At 72.0% G+C, this 18,806-nt stretch carries 15 protein-coding genes; 7 read left to right on the top strand and 8 right to left on the bottom strand.

Annotated features, from left to right (window positions below; translation table 11 throughout):
- The first annotated feature begins 16 nt into the window (after positions 1–16).
- The 4 genes from G6O69_RS36490 to G6O69_RS36505 all read left to right on the top strand — a co-directional run bounded on the left by G6O69_RS36490 (position 17) and on the right by G6O69_RS36505 (position 5,356).
- A complete protein-coding gene (locus G6O69_RS36490; RefSeq protein ID WP_172308081.1) occupies positions 17–625 on the top strand; it encodes an isochorismatase family cysteine hydrolase in 609 nt (202 codons plus the stop codon).
- On the top strand, positions 626–1,609 hold the full coding sequence (locus G6O69_RS36495) for a D-glycerate dehydrogenase (protein WP_172308082.1): 984 nt from the start codon (positions 626–628) through the stop codon (positions 1,607–1,609).
- Between the two features lie 136 nt (positions 1,610–1,745).
- Entirely contained in the window at positions 1,746–3,551 is a 1,806-nt protein-coding gene (locus G6O69_RS36500) for a hypothetical protein (RefSeq protein WP_172308083.1), read from the top strand.
- 17 nt (positions 3,552–3,568) lie between these two features.
- Entirely contained in the window at positions 3,569–5,356 is a 1,788-nt protein-coding gene (locus tag G6O69_RS36505) for an RCC1 domain-containing protein (RefSeq protein WP_217909988.1), read from the top strand.
- A 63-nt stretch (positions 5,357–5,419) separates the two neighbouring features.
- Here G6O69_RS36505 and G6O69_RS36510 read toward each other — a convergent pair whose 3' ends face one another.
- Genes G6O69_RS36510 through G6O69_RS36520 form a run of 3 tightly spaced genes read right to left on the bottom strand, consistent with a single transcriptional unit; the run spans position 5,420 to position 8,009 of the window.
- Entirely contained in the window at positions 5,420–5,833 is a 414-nt protein-coding gene (locus G6O69_RS36510) for an amphi-Trp domain-containing protein (protein ID WP_172308085.1), read from the bottom strand.
- Between the two features lie 41 nt (positions 5,834–5,874).
- Positions 5,875–7,245, bottom strand: coding sequence for a metallophosphoesterase family protein (locus tag G6O69_RS36515; protein ID WP_172308086.1), 1,371 nt, complete (start codon positions 7,243–7,245; stop codon positions 5,875–5,877).
- A gap of 20 nt (positions 7,246–7,265) precedes the next feature.
- Positions 7,266–8,009: a histidine phosphatase family protein gene (locus tag G6O69_RS36520; protein WP_172308087.1), complete on the bottom strand. Its 744-nt coding sequence runs from the start codon at positions 8,007–8,009 to the stop codon at positions 7,266–7,268.
- A gap of 50 nt (positions 8,010–8,059) precedes the next feature.
- Here G6O69_RS36520 and G6O69_RS36525 point away from each other — a divergent pair, with 50 nt between their 5' ends.
- Both G6O69_RS36525 and G6O69_RS36530 read left to right on the top strand, forming a co-directional pair.
- Positions 8,060–8,863 (top strand): SDR family oxidoreductase, encoded by an 804-nt coding sequence (locus tag G6O69_RS36525; protein WP_172308088.1) that lies wholly within the window; start codon positions 8,060–8,062, stop codon positions 8,861–8,863.
- Positions 8,864–8,868: 5 nt separating this feature from the next.
- Positions 8,869–9,774 carry an alpha/beta hydrolase gene (locus G6O69_RS36530; RefSeq protein ID WP_172308089.1) on the top strand — a complete coding sequence of 302 codons (906 nt, stop codon included), beginning with the start codon at positions 8,869–8,871 and terminating at the stop codon, positions 9,772–9,774.
- Positions 9,775–9,948: 174 nt separating this feature from the next.
- Here G6O69_RS36530 and G6O69_RS36535 read toward each other — a convergent pair whose 3' ends face one another.
- From G6O69_RS36535 to G6O69_RS36550, 4 genes are all read right to left on the bottom strand, one after another.
- Positions 9,949–11,151 (bottom strand): MBL fold metallo-hydrolase, encoded by a 1,203-nt coding sequence (locus G6O69_RS36535; RefSeq protein ID WP_346017133.1) that lies wholly within the window; start codon positions 11,149–11,151, stop codon positions 9,949–9,951.
- 64 nt (positions 11,152–11,215) lie between these two features.
- A complete protein-coding gene (locus tag G6O69_RS36540; protein ID WP_172308090.1) occupies positions 11,216–14,140 on the bottom strand; it encodes a carboxypeptidase regulatory-like domain-containing protein in 2,925 nt (974 codons plus the stop codon).
- Complete coding sequence (locus tag G6O69_RS36545; RefSeq protein WP_176396528.1) at positions 14,140–15,297, bottom strand: DUF294 nucleotidyltransferase-like domain-containing protein; 1,158 nt, start codon at positions 15,295–15,297, stop codon at positions 14,140–14,142. Before G6O69_RS36545 ends, G6O69_RS36540 begins: the two co-directional genes overlap by 1 nt.
- Positions 15,204–16,319: an HD domain-containing protein gene (locus G6O69_RS36550; RefSeq protein WP_172301299.1), complete on the bottom strand. Its 1,116-nt coding sequence runs from the start codon at positions 16,317–16,319 to the stop codon at positions 15,204–15,206. The genes G6O69_RS36545 and G6O69_RS36550 overlap by 94 nt, the downstream gene beginning before the upstream one ends.
- Positions 16,320–16,345: 26 nt before the next feature.
- Here G6O69_RS36550 and G6O69_RS36555 point away from each other — a divergent pair, with 26 nt between their 5' ends.
- Positions 16,346–17,434, top strand: coding sequence for a hypothetical protein (locus tag G6O69_RS36555; protein WP_172301301.1), 1,089 nt, complete (start codon positions 16,346–16,348; stop codon positions 17,432–17,434).
- A gap of 72 nt (positions 17,435–17,506) precedes the next feature.
- Here G6O69_RS36555 and G6O69_RS36560 read toward each other — a convergent pair whose 3' ends face one another.
- Positions 17,507–18,769 carry an FKBP-type peptidyl-prolyl cis-trans isomerase gene (locus G6O69_RS36560; RefSeq protein WP_172301303.1) on the bottom strand — a complete coding sequence of 421 codons (1,263 nt, stop codon included), beginning with the start codon at positions 18,767–18,769 and terminating at the stop codon, positions 17,507–17,509.
- Positions 18,770–18,806 lie beyond the last annotated feature (37 nt).

Consider the following 18,806-nt stretch of genomic DNA (forward strand, 5'->3'; position numbering starts at 1 on the left):
GTATGCCGAAGTCGCCATGTCGACCATCGATCCTGCCCAGACCGCCATCGTCCTCATCGAGTATCAAAACGAGTTCGCCAGCAAAGGCGGCGTGCTCCATGACGCCGTCGCCGACGTCATGGCCAAGACCGACATGTTGGCCAACACGGCCCGCGTGGTCGAGGCGGCCCGGGCCAAGGGCGTGACGATCATGCACGCGCCGATCACCTTCGCCCCCGGCTACAACGAGCTCGGCAAGCACCCCTACGGCATCCTCGCGGGCGTCGTCGACGGCAAGGCCTTCGTCAAGGGCACCTGGGGCGCGCAGATCATCGACGCCCTGACCCCGGCCGAGGGCGACATCCTGATCGAAGGTAAGCGTGGCCTCGACGCCTTCGCCAGCACCAACGTCGACTTCATCTTGCGCAACAAGGGCATCCGCACCGTGGCCCTGGGCGGATTTTTGACCAACTGCTGCGTCGAGTCGACCATGCGCAGCGCCTACGAGGCCGGCTACGAGGTCATCACCTTGACCGACTGCGCGGCGGCGACCTCCATGGAGGCGCACAAAAACGCGCTCGAGTACGACTTCCCGATGTTCTCCAAGCCGATGCCCGCTGGAGACTTCCTCGGGATGCTGGGCTGAATGTCCGCCCCCGCCCCCGCCCCCGCTCCTGCTCTCATCGTCGTCCCCCCCGACCTGCCCCGCGACTGGCTGGACCCGGTCTTCGACCATCCAGGGCTCGAGGTCATCGTCGGCCTCGACGCCCTACCCGAGGCGCGCCAGCCCGAGCTCGTCGGCTTGATGTGCCTGCTGAGCACGCCGATCGATGAAGCCCTGCTCTCGCGCTTCCCGGCCCTGCGCGTCGTCGCCAACGTGGCCGTGGGCTACGACAACGTCGACACCGCGGCCTGCCTGCGCCACGGCGTGCGCGTGGGCAACACCCCCGGGGTGCTGACCGACGCGACCGCCGACCTGGCCATGACCTTGCTGCTCGCCGCCGCCCGCGGCCTGGTCGAGGCCCGCGAGGACGCCCTCGCCGGGCGCTGGCAGAAGTGGAAGCCGGATCGCTGGCTGGGGGTGGAGCTGCGCGGGGCCAAGCTCGGCGTCGTCGGCCTCGGGCAGATCGGCTACGCCGTGGCCCGCCGCGCCAGCGCCTTCGGCATGGACATCCTCTATCACAGCCGCTCGCCCAAGCCCGAGGCCGAGCGCAGCCTCGGCGCCCGGCGCTGCACCCTCGACGAGCTCCTGGCGGCCAGTGACTTCGTCAGCCTGCACGTCCCGCTCAGCCCCGAGACCCACCGGTTGATCGACGCCGCGGCCCTCGCTCGCATGAAGCCCACGGCCACGCTGATCAACACGGCCCGCGGCGCGGTGCTCGATCAAGACGCCCTGATCGCGGCGCTGCACGCCGGCCGCCTGCGCGCCGCGGCCCTCGACGTCACCGAGCCCGAGCCGCTGCCCCCCGAGCACCCGCTGTTCTCGGCGCCCCGCTGCCTGGTCCTCCCCCACGTGGGCTCGGCGACCGCGACCACCCGCCGACGCATGACCGAGCTCGCCTGCGCCAACCTGATCGCTGGCGTCGAAGGCCGCGCGCTGCCGGCTGCGATCGATCTCGGCGCGGGCTGAAGCTTCGCGTAGAATACGCATAATCGATATTCGTACACCCCGTGCACCGATTGACTACACTCGGTGGCCACGGGGTGACGCGAAATAGTGGAAAATTGGCATCTAGTCCCCATTTTCGAGCTGCTAGCTTTGTCAGGTGCGTAGCCTTCGATACTCGAAAACTTGGTGCATCGCCGTGTCCTTGTGTGTCACCGGCTCACTGGCTTGCACCGATGATGATGGCGCCATTGATGGCAACGCAGATGAAGTAGGCGAGTCGGACACCACCGGGGACACCGAAGAGGCCGCTGACGCGGTCGTGGTCGTGGAGGTCGCGCTCGGATCGGGGCACAGCTGCGCGCGCCTCGACTCCGGCCTCGTGCAGTGCTGGGGGGCCGACGGCGCAGGTCAGCTCGGCAACGGCGAGCCCCTCGAAGATCACGCCTACCCCTCCACCCTCACCACCCTGTCCAACGAGACCGTGGCGCTCTCGGCAGGCGGCGGCCACAGCTGCGCGCTGTCCTCGACCGGCGTGATGTCGTGCTGGGGCCTCGACATCCTCGGCCAGCTCGGAAACGGCGACGGCCGCCTCGATCTCGCCACGCCGGCCGCCGTGGACGCGCTCGGCTCCACCTTCGCGGCCATCGCCGCGGGCGTGAGCTCGACCTGCGCGATCGACAAAGATGGCTCGCTGTGGTGCTGGGGCGGCGACTGGTTCGAGCAAGTCGGCGACGGCGAGCAGTTCATCAACCCGGGGTCTCCCGTGGCGCTCACCGGTCAGTCGGGGCCCGCCATCGCCGTCGACGCGGAGCAGCGGGTCAGCTGCGCGCTGATCGAGTCCGGCGAGGTCCAGTGCTGGGGCTACTGCTGGTCGGGCACCATCGGGATCGGCCAGATCGAGTCCGACGATTGCTTTTACTACTACGCCCCCGACGAGCCGGCCCAGCTCTCGGGCCCGGCCACGGCCATCGCCGTCGGTGACTACCACGCCTGCGCCCTGCTCGAGACCGGCGACGTGCAGTGCTGGGGTCAAAACACGGACATGCAGCTCGGCGTCGACAGCGATCAACTCAGCGCCAGCGCCGTCCCCATCGACGTCGGCCTGCCCGAGCCGGCGACGCAGCTGGCCGCGGGCGCCGAGTTCACCTGCGCGCTGCTCGAGTCCAGCGAGGTCTACTGCTGGGGAAAGAACCTCGACGGTCAGCTCGGCCAGGGCTATCCAGATCCAACCGGACCGCTGAATTACGCCCCCGTCGCCGTTCAGGGCCTGCCAGGGCCCGTCACCACCATCGCGGCCGGAGCCTGGCACAGCTGCGCGATCATCGAAGGCGGCGAGCTTTGGTGCTGGGGCGCCGATCACCGCGGCCAGCTCGGCGACGGCCCGCCCTTCGATCGCAGCGGCGTCCCCAGCCAGGTCCTCGGCCTCGGCGAGGAGCTCGAGGGCGGCGTCGAGGGCCCGGGCATCGACGCTTGCAGCCTGGACGAGCCGCCGCCGGGCAGGGGCTTCATCGGCGGCACGGTGCCCCAGTGGAGCTCCTTCGATCAGTTTGGGGAGGCCTTCGATCTGTGCAGCCTCGGCGGCAACGAGCCGATCATCGTCGACATCTCCGCGTCCTGGTGCCCGCCTTGCCAGAGCGTCGCCGAGTGGCTGGCCTTCGACACCGGCAACACCCCGCTGACACCCCAGGGGGTCGTCCGCGAGCAGGTCGAGAAGGGGGAGATCGGCTGGCTGACCGTGTTGACCGAGGGACCCGACAGCGAGATCCCCGTGGTCGTCGAAGACGCCACCAACTGGCACGCCACCTACCCCAACGACGCGGTCATCGTCGCCATCGATCCCAACTTCGAGCTCGCCAGCCGCATCGGGCTCTCGGGCTACCCGAGCTTTGCGATGATCGACGAACACTATCGCTGGTACGAACTCGTCAACCGCTGGCGCTCCGGCGACCGCTTTGGACCCTGAACTGCGAGATTCTCCACATGCATGACATTCGGCATTCCCAATTCGGGCGCGTGATCGTGTCCTTGTCCATCACCTGCGCGCTGGCCTGCTCCGACGAGGGCGGCCTCGAAGGCGACGACGAGATCGGCGACGCGGAGACGAGCTCGGACACCGGCGAGTCCAGCGAGGCCGTGGTCGTCGAGATCGCGCTCGGCTCTCGCCACAGCTGCGCGCGCCTCGAGTCCGGTCTCGTGCAGTGCTGGGGAGCCGACGGCGCGGGCGCGCTCGGCAACGGCGAGCCCTTCGAGGACCGCGCCTACCCGTCCACCGTCGTCGGCCTCGAAGGTGAAATCACCGCGATCTCGGCTGGCGGCGGCCACAGCTGCGCCCTGTCTTCGACGGGCGTGATGTCCTGCTGGGGCCTCGATATCCTCGGTGAGCTCGGCGACGGCGACGGCCGCCTCGATCGCGCCGCCCCCATCCAAGTCGACGCGCTCGGCTCCTCCGTCGCGGCTATCGACGCCGGCACGACCTCGACCTGCGCAATCGACAAAGATGGCTCGCTGTGGTGCTGGGGCGGCGACTGGTTCGACCAGGTCGGCGACGGTGAGGACTTCGTGAACCCCGACACCCCCGTGGCGCTGACCGGGCAATCGGGCCCGGCCGTGGCCGTCCAGGCCGAGCAGCGCTCGAGCTGTGCCCTGCTCGAGTCCGGCGAGGTCCAGTGCTGGGGCCAGTGCTGGTTCGGGACCCTGGGCATCGGAAAGCTCGAGTCCGACGACTGCTCCACCCTCTACACCCCGGGCGAGCCCGCGCAGCTCTCCGGCCCGGCCAAAGCCATCGCCATGGGTGACTTCCACGCCTGCGCCCTGCTCGAGTCCGGCGGCGTGCAGTGCTGGGGGACCAACGACCACGGCCAACTCGGCCAGAGCAACTTCGACGGCAGCGGCGTCCCCATCGACGTCGCTCTGCCCGAGACCGCGACCCAGGTCGCCTCTGGCGCAGACTTCAGCTGCGCCCTGCTCGAGTCCGGCGAGGTCGACTGCTGGGGCTACAACCTCGACGGCCAGCTCGGTCGCGGCGAGCTCGGCGGGGATCAGCCCACGCCGGCCGCGGTCGTCGGTCTGCCCGGCCCCGCCACGGCCATCGCCGTGGGCAGCTGGCACGCCTGTGCGATCATCGAAGGCGGCGAGCTATGGTGCTGGGGCGCGGACCACCGCGGCCAGCTCGGCGACGGCCCGCCCTTTGATCGCAGCGCTGTCCCCAGCAAGGTCGAGGGCCTCGGCGAGGCGCTCGAAGGCACCGTGACCGGCCCCGGGATCGACGTCTGTGACGACCTCCCAATCCACGCTCCCGGCCCGGCCGTGCTCGGCGAGCAAGCGCCACACTGGGTGAGCGTGGACCAGGACGGCGAGGCCTTCCATCTGTGCACCCTCGGCGGCGACAAGCCGATCTTCCTCGACGCCTCCGCGGCCTGGTGCGATCCCTGCAAAAGCATCGCCGAGTGGATCTCCACCAACGAAGGCAGGAACACTCTCGCGCCCTGGGCCGTGCTCCGCGATCAGCTCGAAGCCGGCGAGCTGAGCTGGGTCACCGTGCTCTTCAACGGCCCCTCGAGCGACACCGCCGTGTCCATCGCGGACGCCCACAACTGGCACGAGGCCTTCCCCAGCGAGCTCGTCGTCGTCGCCATCGATCCCGAATTCGACATCTACCCTGCCGGCTTCTCGAGCGGGGGGCTGCCCTCCTTTGCCGCGATCGACGAGTACTTCCGCTGGTACGACACCGCCGCGTTGGCGCGAGGCGGCGACCGCTTCGGACCCTGAGCTCGACTCGTGCGTGCGTGCGCTCGGCCCCGGCGAGGTAGCGGGGCCGGCAGCGCGCGGGGTCTAATTCAGGATCTCGAGCCCCCCGCCAGACTCGCTCCACTCGATCTCGAACACCACCTTGCCCTTGTCCCCCTTGCGCGACGCCTTGACCTCGATCTCCAGCTGGTCCGGCGGGCTCAGCACCAAGGTGTCGCCCTCCTGGCGAAACTCCAGCCGCCCGGACTTGAGCCCGCCGATGATCGCCTCGAAGTAGGACACGGCCTCGGCCCGGGGCATCGACGCCTCGAAGTCGACCTTGACCTTCTTGGGCTTGTCCTTCTTGGCCTTCTTCGACTTCTTGTCCTCGCCCTCGTCGCCGGCCTCGTCCCCCTCCCCCTCATCGCCTGCGGACAGGTCGAGGGCGTCCGCGGACACGGCGGGGGTCTCGGAGGTCTCGGTCTCGGGGCTCTCGGTCTGCGTCTGGTCGCTGCTCATGGCTGGTCCTCACGCAGATTGTACCCCCGGACGCGGGGCGATCACACAATCGTCAGCATCGGGAACACCCGCGCGGCGTCGAAGACCTTGACGTGCGGGTAGTCTGCGCTGATGGCTAGGGCCACGCCGTCGGGGCGGAAGATCACCGTCGCCCCGCCCGGGCCCGCGAGGCCCTCGATCCGCCGGGTGTTGATGTCCACGGAGCAGTCGCACTCGAAGTTGAGCAGGCCCTCGCGCATCAGCACCCGCTGGCCGCGGAGGATGTTCTGGTGGCCGTGGACGATGCCGTAGATGCCGGCCTGGTACATGTGATCGACGCCGACCTGGGTAAAGGGGTGGTCGATCTCGCGGTACTTGGTGCGGAACATGCTGCCGACGGAGCCGTGATAGAGCTCGAAGGGGTCGTCGGAGAGCAGGCGGTGAAACCAGGTGTTGAGGCCGAACACGCCCTCGTTGGCGGCGATCTCGGCGGTCACGTCGTCGACCCCGGCGTGGGCGATCAAGAAGGAGCCCCAGCGCAGCGCCACGTCCATGCGCTCGAAGAACCAGTGGAACTCGCCGGCGGGGTCCAAGAACAGCTCGCGGGCCAGCTGCGCGGCGTAGTGGATGTCGCCCAAGGTCATGCCCAGGGCGGCGCACTTGCGCGGGAGCTCGACCATCTTCTCGCGGATCCGGGCGAGCTCCTTGGTGATCTTCTTGTCGGGGACCAGGCCGCGGGCTTGCTCGGGGAAGGACTCGAACCACGCCTCGTCGGGGAAGAGCGCGTCGTGAAGCTGCGAATCGCTCAGCGCGCTGGTCTGACCCTCGCGCATGTACTCGCGGCGGATCTCCTCGAACAAGGTCATGGTCTTCTTGCCCATGCGCACGAAGAGGTGGGCGAAGCGCGGCTCCTTGCGACCCATGTAGGCCAGGCCCACGAGGGTGCGCAGGTCATGGTTGCCGGCGAGGATCTCCACGTCGGCGCCCTTGTCGATCAGGATCTTGATCGCCCGCAGCAGCCGCAGGTTGCTCGGCCCCTTGTCGAAGCAGTCCCCGGCGACCACGAAGAGCGCCCCCTCGCCCTCCTCGGTCAGCTCGTAGGCGTCGTCGGCCTCGCCGAGCCAGCGCACCCCGCCGCTGGCGATCAGCGAGCGCCGCCAGGCGTCGGCGTCGGCGTGGACGTCGGAGAAGAAGTAGAGCGTGCGGTTGGGCCACACGAAGGGCTTGTGGCCAATGCGCCCGCGCAGCAGGTCGAGGTCGGCGTCGTAGAGGTCGCCGGCGAGATTGCGGATGCGCGCGCCCTCGAACTTGGGCCACGCCTCGCTGGTCTGAGGCAGCGGCATCTCGCAAAATTTTTCGCCCTGGTAGTTGGGCACGAAGGCGCTGCGCTGGCGGTGGGAGGGCACGACGAAGGCGAGGGCGGGGTTGCTCATGATGCTGGGGGGTGGGTGACTCAGTCGCGGGCCTGCGCGGCGGGGCGGACCTTCCACTGGCCGCCGATCTTTTGCCAGCGACCGGGGGCGCCGGCCGCCCGCGCTTCGGGCGAGCTGTGGAAGAGCTCGAGCAGCACGAAGCCGCAGTGGTGCATGGACAGGCCGGGGACCTCGTCGAGGTCGAGGGCGCCCATGCACACGGCCGCGTGCCGCAGCGCGCCGCCGTGGCTGACGAAGACCTTGAGGGTGTCGCGGGTGGCGTGCAGGGCCAGCTGGTGCGCCCGCGCCTCGATGTGCGCGGCGACCCGGGCGCCCGCCTGCATCATCGACTCGGCGCCGGGCATGGGCAGGCGAAAGCGCGGGTGGCTCTTCCAGCGCGGCGGGAGGGGATCGAGGCGCGGGTCGGCGTCGACGGCGGCGGCGATGGCCTCGACGTCGAGGTTGGCGGCCGATCCCGTGCTGCGCTCCGCGAGATCGAGGAACTCCTCGACCTCGAAGTCCTGATCGCTCTCCATGCTGCGCAGGGTCTGGGCCGCCAAGTTGGCGGTCTCGGTGGCGCGCAGCAGCGCCGAGGCGTCGAGCACCGGGTCGAGGTGCAGGCCGTGGCCGATGGCCTCACCGTGGAGCGCGGCACCCAGGGCCCAGGCTTGCTCGCGGCCGCGCTCGGTCAGCGGATGCGGCAGCATGGCGCTCGGAACCCCCTCGGGCTGGTGATAGTCGCCGTGGCGGACGAGGGCGGCGACGATGCGGCGGGGGGCGCTCATGCTCGTCGGGAGTCTACCCGCCCCTGCGCCCATGTCACACTCGACCCGCCATGGACCGCTCGCCCTCGACTCCGCGGACCGTCTTCATCACCGGCGCTGCGCGAGGCATCGGGCGCGCCTGCGCGCTGCGCTTCGCCGCCGCGGGTTGGCGCGTCGGCGCTTACGATCTCGACGCCGACGCCCTCGCGTCCACGGCCCGCGAGCTAAACGCGCGCGCAGCCGGCGGCAGCAGTTGTCACGCCCACCTCGACGTCTGCGATCCCGCGTCGATCCGCGCGGCCCTCGAGCACTTCGAGGCGCACGCTGGCGGTCGCGTCGACGTGCTCGTCAACAACGCGGGGATCATGTCGGTGGGTCGCTTCGAGGCCCTCGACCCCGTCGACATGCGACGGATGATCGCCGTGAACCTCCAGGGGGTGATCGAGGTCGCCCACGCGGCCTTCCCCTACCTGCGCGACACCCCGGGCGCCCGGCTGATCAACATGTCCTCGGCCTCGGCGATCTACGGCGTGCCCGAGATGGCCTGCTACGCCGCGACCAAGCACGCGGTGCGCGGGCTGACCGAGTCCCTCGAGGTCGAGTGGGCGGCCCACGACATCCGGGTCTGCGACGTGATGCCGATCTTCGTGCGCACGGCCCTGCTCACCAACACGCGCATGGCCAGGGCCCAAGCTGGGCTCGGCGTTCACCTCGAGCCAGGCGATGTCGCGGCGGCGGTCTACACCGCCGCGACCAGCCGCTGGCGGCGGGTTCACCGACCCGTGGGGTGGCAGGCCAAGCTGGCTTATCATGCCTCTGGCCTGTCACCCACGGCCCTCGAGCGCCTGGTCATGCGTCTGCTGACGCGAAGCTGAAGCCAATGTCCGCCGCCCGCAACCAGCCCCAACGCGCGCGACTCGAGAAGCTCCGCAAGGTCTTTGGCGGGCTCTCGATCTCGCAGCCGATCTCCGAGCAGCGCGCGACCTTCACCCGGATGATGGCGATGACCGAGATCGCCATGCCCGAGCACCGCGAGGACGCCCTCGAGCTCGGCGGCGTCCAGGCGCTGCGCATCCGCCCCTTCGAGCGCACGCCTCACGAGCAGACGATCCTCTACCTCCACGGCGGCGGCTACATCATGGGCGCGCCGTCCACCCACCGCTGCCTGGCCGCGCGGATCGCCGACCGCTGCTGCGTGGAGCTGATCTTGCCGGACTACCGCCTGGCCCCCGAGCACCCCTGCCCCGCCGCGCTCGAGGACGCCCGCGCGGCGTGGCTGGCCCTGCCCGAGGCCACGCGGCGCCACGCCATCGTCGGCGGCGACTCGGCTGGAGGCGGCCTCGCGCTGGCCCTGGCCATGGAGCTGCGCGAGCGCGGCGAGCCGCTGCCCCGCGGCCTGTTACTGCTCTCGCCCTGGGTCGACCTGAGCATGAGCACCGCGTCCATCGACAGCATGGCCGAGCACGAGGTCATGCTCCAGCGCCCGCGCCTCGAGTACGCCGCCGGCCACTACGCCGGCGAGCTCGACCGCCGGCAATGGCGGGTCTCTCCGCTCTTCGGCGACTTCACCGGGCTACCGCCGACGCTGATCCAGGTGGGTGGGCACGACGTGCTCCTCGACGAGGCGGGCGCGGCCACCCGCGCAGCCGAGGCGGCGGGTGTCGAGGTCAGCCTCGAGGTGTTCGAGGAGCAGGCGCACGTGTTTCAGTCGAACCCGCTGCTCGCGGCGACCTCTCGGGCGGTGGGGAAGATCGATGACTGGCTGGCAACGCGACGCGCGAGCTGATCGCCAAGCTCGCTAGGAGCCCGTGGTGGAACCCAGCGCGGCTCCTCGCGCCGGGATTTTCGCCGAGGGCGCGAAGCCAAAACGCCGCTGTACCGGGCGTACTGCCAGTTTTGGCGACAAAGCCCTCGGCGAAAAGACCAAGCGAGGTGTCGTGTTGGGTTTCACCACGGGCTCCTAGCGCATCCCCGCCTGGAGGTGCTCGACCGAGGTCGACCACGCCGGCGCCTCCTCGACCCCCTGCCAGGGCAGCGCTGGCCACCAGCGCACCAGCTCCCCGGGCGTCGACGGCTCGACGGAGCCGCCGGGCGCCGGCGAGACCACCTGCACGCCGGCCTCGTCGGCGGCGACCAGCACCCGCTCGATCGGCTCCGTCCACCCGTGCAGCGCGAGGTCGAAGGCGCCCCAGTGCACGGGCAGCATGACCGCGCCGCCGACGAGCTGGTGGGCGATCACGGCCTGCTCGGGGCCGAGGTGCACGTCGGACCACAGGCCGTCGTAGGCCCCGGACTCGATCATCGTGAGGTCGAAGGGGCCCAGGCGCGCGCCGATGTCCACGAACTCGTCGTGCAGCGCCGTGTCGCCGCTATAGAACACGGCGTGCTCGGGGCCGCGCACGGCCCAGCCGGACCACAGCGTGGCGTCTTGGTCGGCCATGAAGAGCGAGCGGCCCGAGAAGTGTCGCGCGGGGGTGCAGGTGAAGCGCAGGCCGGCGTGCTCGTGGTCCTCCCACCAGTCGAGCTCGACGACTCGCGCAGGCGGGACGCCCCAGGCCTCGAGGTGCGCGCCGATGCCCAGCGGGACCATCCAGGTGATCTCGCGATCAGCCAGCGCCCGCACCGTGGGGTAGTCGAGGTGGTCGTAGTGATCGTGGGAGATCAGCACGGCGTCGATGGCCGGGAGCTCGTCCAGGGGGAGCGGCGGGGCGTAGAAGCGGGCCGGGCCGAGCCAGGAAAAGGGCGAGGCCCGCGGGCCGAACACCGGATCCACGAGCACGCGGGCGCCGTCGATCTCGACCAACAAGGTGGAGTGGCCCAGCCAGGTCACGCGCAGGCCCGAGTCCGGGGGCGCGACGAATTCTTCGCCGTGGCGCGTCTGCACGGCGGCGATCGGCTGGTCTGGGCTGGCCACCGAGGAGCCGGCGAAGAGCGACTTGCGGAGCATCGCCATGGGCGAGCCGTCGACCCGCGGGAGCCGGTTGCCAAAGCCCTCGCCGGTCCACTGGGGCGAGTTGTGCATCCGCTCCAGGCGCTCGCCCTCGGCCGCGGCGCCGTAGGCATCCCAGGCGCTCAGCCACAGGCACAAAAACGCGAGCACGAGCGCGCCCAGGCCCATACCGGCGAATTTCACGAACTTGGTCAGCTTGCGGGGCAAGGGCACGGCCACAGCATGGCCGATGCCTCCGCGGCTGACCAGCGAGGTGCTCCGCTCGGGGCGACGCTCGCTACTCGGCGACGAGCGTGAGCGCCTCGCCCGTGTCGAAGCGCAGCGCCAGCCTCGCGCCCGCGGGGACCTCGGTCAGCCGAAGGTAGCGGTCGACGCTGTCGAGGCTGTGGCCGTCGATCGCGGCGATCACCTGGCCGGGGCGCAGGCCCGCCCGCGCCGCCGGGCCGTCCGGATCCACGCTGTCGACCATGGCCACGAAGCGCCGGCGCTCGCCGAAGCGCGCGCCGAGCTCGAGGGCGAAGCCGAGCTCGCCCGGGCGCTGTCCTTCGCCCAGGCGCGAGGCGACGATCGCTAGCTCGCCGAGCGCCTGGTCCAGCGGGTGCGCCTCGATGCGCATGGGGATGGTCTGCGCGCCATAGCCTCGCCCGCCTTCGATGCGCAGGGACACCGGGCCAGGGGGCGCGCCCTCGAGCTCGAAGCGGCCGTCCGCGTCGGTCTCCACGGGCACGCTTCGCTCGGACCAGTCGTTGCGGCTGATCAGCCACAGCCTGCGATCGGCCACGGGCGCGCGGCTGTCGAGGTCGACCAGGCGTCCGCGCAGCCGCGGGCGCGGACTGACGAGGACGTCGAGCCCAGACGCGGACTCGCCCGCGCGCAGGCTCAGCGAGCGCTCGCCGTAGCCGGCCGCGGTGTAGATCCGCAGGCGATAGTCCCCCGGCGGGACGCCGCGCAGGGCCCAGGCGCCCTCGGTCTCGAGGTCGAAGCTCTGCAGCCTGTCCTCGCCGGCCTCGTCCTCGAGGACCACGGAGAAGCGCTCCGGGACGCTGCCATCGGCCAGGCGCACGCGCCCCGAGCAAGCCGCGCTCGCGAAGACGACGAGCTCGAGCTCGTCGCCGGGCGAGACCAGCCGAGCGATGGCCTCACCGCCGCCCGGGCGGTGAACGAAGACCATGTAGTCGAGCTCGCGCAGGCCAGTGAACGCGAAGTAGCCCGCGGCGTCGCTGCGCGTCGGCGGCCCGGGGAAGCTCCACTGCTCCCGCCGCCAGGTCGCGCTGAGCTCGGGGCCGAGGACCTCGACGAGGTCGACGAGCGCCCCTGGGATCCCGCGCCCCGCGGCGTCGACGACCCGGCCCTCGACGCGCCCTTCGGCCGCCGGCGCGAGGGCCAGCGCCACCCGCGAGACCTCGCCCGGGCGCAGCTCGAGCTCGGTCGGGCCGAGGACCGCCAGAGGAACCCGCGGCGACCACTCGTCGGGCTGCGCCGCCGCGCTCAGGCGCAGCGGCCCGGGGCGCAGGGCGGCCACGCGAAAGCGGCCGCTCTGATCGCTGCGCACCGACTCGAAGCCGCCGTCACCGACCAGCCAGACGTCGACCTCGACCCCGGGCCAGGCCGCTCCGGCGGCGTCCGTGGTCCGCCCGCGCAAGCTCGCGGCCGCCGGCAGGACCACGCGCAGGTCGTCGAGATCGCGGGCGCCGAGCTCGACGACCACGGGCTCGGCCGGGCCGGGGCGGTGGGTGGAGGGACCGAGCGCGATGGCGTAGCGCCCCGGCTCGAGGCCGGCGAACACGAAGTTGCCGCGCTCGTCGCTGTACTCGTCCTCGCGGCTGGCGAGCTCGGCGACCGAGCCACCAAGACGCGCGCGCAGGCGCAGCGGCACGCCGGGGATCCCCCGCCCGCGCTCGTCGACCACCTGCCCGCGGATCTTCAGGCCCTCGATCACCTCCCAGCGCAGCCCGCCGACGTGGTCGTCGCGGACCAGGAGATCGGGGTAGCGCGGGCGGGGGATCGCGTCGCGGCAGCTGAGCGCCACGGCGTAGCGCCCGGGGGGCACGCCGATCAGCTCGACGCGGCCGCGGGGATCGAGCTCGGCGTACTCGCCGTGCGCGCGGCTGTGCAGGCGCAGGCTCCCGTGGGTGCAGGGCAGCCCGCTCTCGACGAGCTCGACGCGACCGCGGACCGTGACCCCTGGGCGCACGCGGATCTCGAGCTCGGTGACGCGCTCGCCGAGGCCGAGGGCGACCAGGGTCTCGGCGTGGCCGTGGCGGTCCCGGGTCTTGGCCGCCGGCCGGTAGTCGCCGGGCTCGAGCGCGGAGATCCGAAAGCGGCCCTCGGCGTCACTGCGCACGTCGTAGCCGCTGCCAAAGTGTCCGCCCGGCGAGACCAGAGCGCCGGGCACCGGGGCGCCGTCGCGAGCGTCGACGACCCGACCCTCGAGCACGGACGCTGGCGCGAGCACGAGCGCCACGCCCTCGTCGGGGGCGAGCACCTCGCGCTGCCCGTGGACCTGCCCGCCGGCCCAGGCCACCACGGTTCGCGGGCCGCGGGCCGCCCACAGCTCGAAGCCGCCCTGGGCGTCGCTGCGGGTCACGGCCACGCCGGCGCTGGTGCTGTGGGCGGGGCCCAGGACCCAGACCAGGGCGTCGGCCAGGGGCGCGCCCGCGAGGTCGAGGACCCGCCCGCGGATCGCAACTCCGCCGCGACGAAGGCGGATGTCGACGTCCTCGCGCTGCTCGCCCGGGGCGAGGTCGAGGCCGATGCGCGCGCGCGGGTGCTCGGGATCCCTGCGCCGCTGAGCGATGAAGCCGCGCGCGCTGGCGTGGATGTGGGTCTCCACCGGCCACAGGTCTTCGAGGTGATAGCGGCCGCTGGCGTCGGCGCGGACGCAGCGAGGCGCGCCATCATCGAGGCCGCGCAGCGGGTAAGTCTCGGCGAAGGCGCAGACCTCCGCGAAGGCCAGGCCCTGCCCGCGCGGATCCAAGATCCGCCCGCTGACCCGAGCGCGCGCCCCCCTCGGCCCGAAGCGCCGCCCCCAATCCGAGCGCACGCGGCCCCGCTCGGCGCGGCTGTGCTCGCCGCCTCCCCGCTGGCCGCCGTCCTCGCGCGCGCCCAGCCGCCACCACCCCAGGCCCAGCCCCGCCGAGCTCACCAAGAGCAGCGCCGCGAGCACGACCAACCAGCCCGAGCCGCGCCTGCCCTGCTCCATCACAGCACGCAAAAACGCACGAAGAAGCGCCGACACCTGCGCAAGAGCAGCTCGACCACGTCGGCCGTGGCCGCGTCGAGGCGGTCGGCGTTGTCGTCGAGCTCGCGCCACACGGGCGAGCGCTCGCGCTGCTCGTAGCGCAGCCCCGCCAGCGCCTCGCGCACCTGCGGCTGGGCGATCGCGGCCAAGAAGCGATCGAAGCAGGCGAAGGGCTCGCGGGCCAGCTCGGGGGCGCCAAAGTGCTCGAGGGCGCCGGCCAGGCGCAGCAGCGACGGCCAGCCGATGTGCGCGCCCAGGGCCACGTCGCGGTCGCCGTCGTCGTCGATGCTGTCGAAGGCCCAGCACTGCAAGGCGAGGTTGGCGAGGTGCCAGAGCTTGCGGCTGTGGCGGAGCTTGAGCACGCGGATCCCCCAGCCCTTGTCGAGCTCCTCGACCTTGTGGCGATAGTCCACGCACAAGGTCCGGTAGTAGCGGTGCAGATCGTTGCCCAGCGAGGTCAAGAAGCGCCCGCGGGAGATCGTCGCGTCGGCGTAAGCGCGAAAGATCGCGTGCTTGGTGGCTCGCCCGGCCCCGCCCAGCCACGCGCCCTCGGTGAGCAGCAGCGCCCGGTAGGTCAAGCTGAGGTTGCTGTCGTTCTTGCCGCCGATGTTGCGGGTCAAGGTCCGCAGGTTCACGGCCTGGTCGAAGGTCTTTTGCGGGACGTCGAAGTCGCCAGCGTCCGCGCCGCTGAGCCGCGCGATGACCCGAGCGCGCAGGTCCTCGGCCTGCGCGCTGGCGAGGCGATCGCCGTCGTAGATGAAGGCGAGGTCGAGGTCGGAGACCGGCGAGGCCTCGAGGCGCCCGAGCGAGCCGAGGGCGAAGACCGCCGCCGCCCCGCCAGCGTCGCTGTCGGGCAGGTCCAGCCCGGCCAGGCGCGCGCGGGCCTCGTCCTGGCGCAGCCTCGAGTAGCGCTCGGCCGCGAGGATCGCCGGGACCTCGTCGACGCCCAGGCCCAGGCGCGGGAGCAGCTCGGCGAAGGCCGAGGGCGGGGACGCGGATGCGCCGGCGGAGCTCTCCTCGGCCATCAGATCTCCGGGGCCTCCGAGGCCGGCGGCTCGGCGAAGACCGCCGAGGGCAAGGGCAGGCGCAGCTGATCCCGGCGGCGCGAGACCAGCCACGCGCGGGTCTTCTCGTGGCGGTAGCGCTCGATCCAGCGCGACAGGCCGAGGCCCTCCTGGCCGGCCTCGGGCTCGATCGCCAGGTCGACGTAGTAGCGCTTGCGAACCCGGACCATCAGCGGCTCGCGCTCCTCCTTGGCCACGCGCTCGCCGTAGTCGGCCCGGACCCACAGCTCGTAGTCGCGGTCGTCACGATCGACCAGGGCCGCGCGCTCGAGGCCCTCGGCGCCCAGGCGCCGGCGCAGGGCCGAGTCGTCGAAGGCCTCGAGGCCGTGGAGCACCGTGGCGTCGATGTCCTGGGCGACGAGCTCGCACAGCCGCGCCTCGGCCAGGATGTTGGAGGGCAGGTTGATCACCTGATCGTAGACCCGGTCCTTGAGGCCCCAGAAGCGATCGACCGCGGGCAGGGCCGCGCGGCTGATGCCGAGCTCGTCGCCGACCCAGGTGAACACGCGCTCGGGCAGCCGCACGCTGCGGACGCGAAAGTCCCGGGCCGCGCGCTGGATGCCCTCGAGGGTGTCGAGGTTGATCGGCGCCTTGAGCAGCTCGGCGAGGGGCGCGAAGTCGGCGGGGAGCTCGGGGCTGCGATCGATGATCCCCCAGACCACGGCCGGATCGATGTCGAGCTGCTCGAGCTGCGGGGCCAGGGACTGGACGCGGGGGATCGGGCCGGCGCCCAAGATGATCCACCGCCCGACCTCGTGGTGGCCCGCGCCCAGGACCTTGGCGAAGGCCGGCTCGGCCGCGTGCGAGAGCGGGTAGTGGCCGACGTCGTGGAGCAGGCAGGCGGCGACGAACACCCGCGCCTTGGCCGTGGGCAGCGCGAGGGCCTCGGCGGCGTCGGCTGCCAGGGCCGCCACGCCCAGCGAGTGCTCGAGGCGCGTCGAAGCCCGGCGGCTGCGGGGGTGCTCGTCGAGGGTGCCCAGGAAGCTGATCCGACCCAGGCGGCGCAGCCAGGGGCTGTGGACCAGGTCCGCCCCGAGCAATTCGTGGACGCGGGCGCGCTGGCGGGCGAGGGCCATGGACGATCGACGGTAGCAGAAGGGGCGTGGTCCGGGCAGACTCCCGCGCCGTGGACACCTCGTCGCCCCCCGACACCGCCCCCTCCCCCGACGCCGCGCGCTCGTCGATCCTCCAGATGCGCCTGCGCGCGGCCGCGGAGCTCGGCTGGACGGCGACCTGCCTCGATCCCGAGACCCGCTGGCTGTGGCAGCTGCGCAAGGGCGGGCGCACGCGGGTGCTGGTCGCCGGCGTGTCCGCGGTCAACGACGCCGCCGCCGCGCGCCTGGCCTCCGACAAGTTCTTCACCGCCACGGTCCTGCGCGCCAACGGCTTTTCGGCCCCGACCAGCGCCCGCTGCCTCGCCCCCGGCGTCCACCTGCTGCCCGACGGCCACGATCGCTTCTCCGCGCAGCGCGGCCTCGCCCCGGGCCTGGCCTTCGCCGAGCGCGAGGGCCTGCCCGTGGTCGTCAAACCAAACCGCGGCTCGCGTGGCCGCGACGTGATCCTCGTCGAGCGCCTCGAGCAGCTGCCGACGGCCCTCGAGCAGGTCTGGGCCCAGGACGAGCTCGCCCTGGTCCAGCGCGCCCTCCCTGGCCTCGACCTGCGCGTCGACCTGCTCGACGGTGAGCTGCTCTTGGCCTACCTGCGCCGGCCGCTGCGCCTCGTCGGCGACGGCCGCTCCACGGTCCTCGAGCTGCTCACCGCCGCCGACGCCCGCGCCAGCGCCCCGGAGTTTTGCGAGCGCCTGCGCAAGGATCCGCTGTGGCGCGCGACCCTGGCCGCGGCCGCCCTCGACGACGCCTCGATCCCCGCGGCCGACCTGCGCCTCGACTTCCCGGCGACGATCCTCAACTTGAACCGCTGCTGCACCGCCGAGGTCCATGGCGAGCTGCCCGCCAAATGGATCGCGCTGTGCCGGCGGATCGCCGCGCTCATCGGCCTGCGCCACTGCGGCATCGACCTGCGCGTGCCCCTGTCCGACGATCCACTGGCCGGCGACCCCGCCGAGGCCGTGGTCCTCGAGGTCAACGCCTCGCCGAGCATGGGTCAGATCCACGCCATGGGCGCGGCCGCGCTGGCGTCCGCGGCCGAGCGCCGGGTGACCGCCGCGATCCTCGACGCGAGCTTGGGCTGAGCCGCTCGACAACGACAGAGCCCGCCGCCGGCGTCGCCGGGGCGGGCTCGATGGCGAGCGACGCTGCCGGCCTCAGCCGGCGTCGCCCTCGGGCGCCTTGGGCTTGGGCGGCCTCTCGCCACCCTCGGGGCCGCCCTTGCCGGGGCCCTTGCCGCCCGCGCCGGGGCCCTTGCCACCCTTGCCGGGACCACCTGCTCCGGGGCCCTTGCCGGGACCACCTGCGCCAGCGCCCTTGCCGGGACCACCTGCGCCAGCGCCGGGACCACCTGCGCCAGGCCTGCCGCCCGGACGCGCACCGGGAGGGCCACCCGCGCCCATGCCGGGCGGCAGCGGCTTGCCCTCGGTCACCGAGGTGATCTCGAGCAGGAAGACCAGCGTGGAGTTCGCGGGGATCCGGTCGCCCTTGGCGGCCGCGCCGTAGCCGAGCTCCGGCGGAACCACGAGCTTGCGCAGCATGCCCTCGCGGACGCCGACCAGGCCCTGAGAGAAGCCCGCGATCACGCCGCCGCCGCCGGCCATCGCCGACATCCCCTCGGCGCGGCCATGCGACGAGTCGAACTCCTTGCCGTCGCTGAGCATGCCGATGTAGTGGGCCTCGACCATGTCGCCCTCGGCCGCCTCACGGCCCTCACCAGCGACGATGTCGTAGATCTCCAGGCCGTTGTCGAGCTTCTGCGTGCGGACCGGCGAGCCCTCGTAGGCGGCGGCCGGCTGGGGCACGAAGGGCTCGGACACGCCCATGGCCTCGATCGTCACCACGATGTCGCCCATGGGCGGACGGTTGGGGGGCGCGTCCTTCTCGATCAGCGCGGCGGGGATGGTGATCTTGCGCTTGCCGCCGACCTTCATGCCCGACATGCCGTCGGCCAGGGCCTTGGAGATCGGGCTCTGCTCGCGGGCCGCGTCGTTGAGGACCAGCTTCGCGGGCTTGAGCTGCGAGCCCATGATCGCGCGGGCGTGGGCGGTGCTGTAGCCAGTGTAGCTGAACTCGACCTGCTTGCCCTCGACCACGACCTCGCCGTCACCAACGAGGTACTCCTCGACCACGACCTTGTCGGCGACGGTCTTGCTGCTCAGCGGCTCGCCGTCGAAGGGCGCCTCGAACTTGATCTCCGGGACCTCGACGCCGAGCTGCTTGCCCTGGGCGTTCACGATCCCCTCGGGAACGGGAGCTTCGGCCTCACCCTCGTGAGCCTCGCCCTCGTGGGCCTCGCCCTCGTGGGCATCACCCTCGTGGGCCTCGGCGAGCTGAGCCTCGATCTCGGCCGGGGTGAAGCAAGCGGTGGTCAGCAGGGCCCCAGCGAGGGCCACAAGGCGGATGTCGAGCTTCCTCATCGCGGGCGCACTTATAGACTTTTTTGTCCGCGGTGTA

Source organism: Pseudenhygromyxa sp. WMMC2535 (assembly GCF_011083025.2).

Excerpts from the sequence above, each read along its gene's own strand:
- G6O69_RS36490 (WP_172308081.1), top strand. The coding sequence starts at position 17 with ATGTCGACCATCGATCCTGCCCAGACCGCCATCGTCCTCATCGAGTAT.
- G6O69_RS36495 (WP_172308082.1), top strand. The coding sequence starts at position 626 with ATGTCCGCCCCCGCCCCCGCCCCCGCTCCTGCTCTCATCGTCGTCCCC.
- G6O69_RS36505 (WP_217909988.1), top strand. The coding sequence starts at position 3,569 with ATGCATGACATTCGGCATTCCCAATTCGGGCGCGTGATCGTGTCCTTG.
- G6O69_RS36510 (WP_172308085.1), bottom strand. The coding sequence starts at position 5,833 with ATGAGCAGCGACCAGACGCAGACCGAGAGCCCCGAGACCGAGACCTCC.
- G6O69_RS36515 (WP_172308086.1), bottom strand. The coding sequence starts at position 7,245 with ATGAGCAACCCCGCCCTCGCCTTCGTCGTGCCCTCCCACCGCCAGCGC.
- G6O69_RS36520 (WP_172308087.1), bottom strand. The coding sequence starts at position 8,009 with ATGAGCGCCCCCCGCCGCATCGTCGCCGCCCTCGTCCGCCACGGCGAC.
- G6O69_RS36525 (WP_172308088.1), top strand. The coding sequence starts at position 8,060 with ATGGACCGCTCGCCCTCGACTCCGCGGACCGTCTTCATCACCGGCGCT.
- G6O69_RS36530 (WP_172308089.1), top strand. The coding sequence starts at position 8,869 with ATGTCCGCCGCCCGCAACCAGCCCCAACGCGCGCGACTCGAGAAGCTC.
- G6O69_RS36540 (WP_172308090.1), bottom strand. The coding sequence starts at position 14,140 with ATGGAGCAGGGCAGGCGCGGCTCGGGCTGGTTGGTCGTGCTCGCGGCG.
- G6O69_RS36550 (WP_172301299.1), bottom strand. The coding sequence starts at position 16,319 with ATGGCCCTCGCCCGCCAGCGCGCCCGCGTCCACGAATTGCTCGGGGCG.
- G6O69_RS36560 (WP_172301303.1), bottom strand. The coding sequence starts at position 18,769 with ATGAGGAAGCTCGACATCCGCCTTGTGGCCCTCGCTGGGGCCCTGCTG.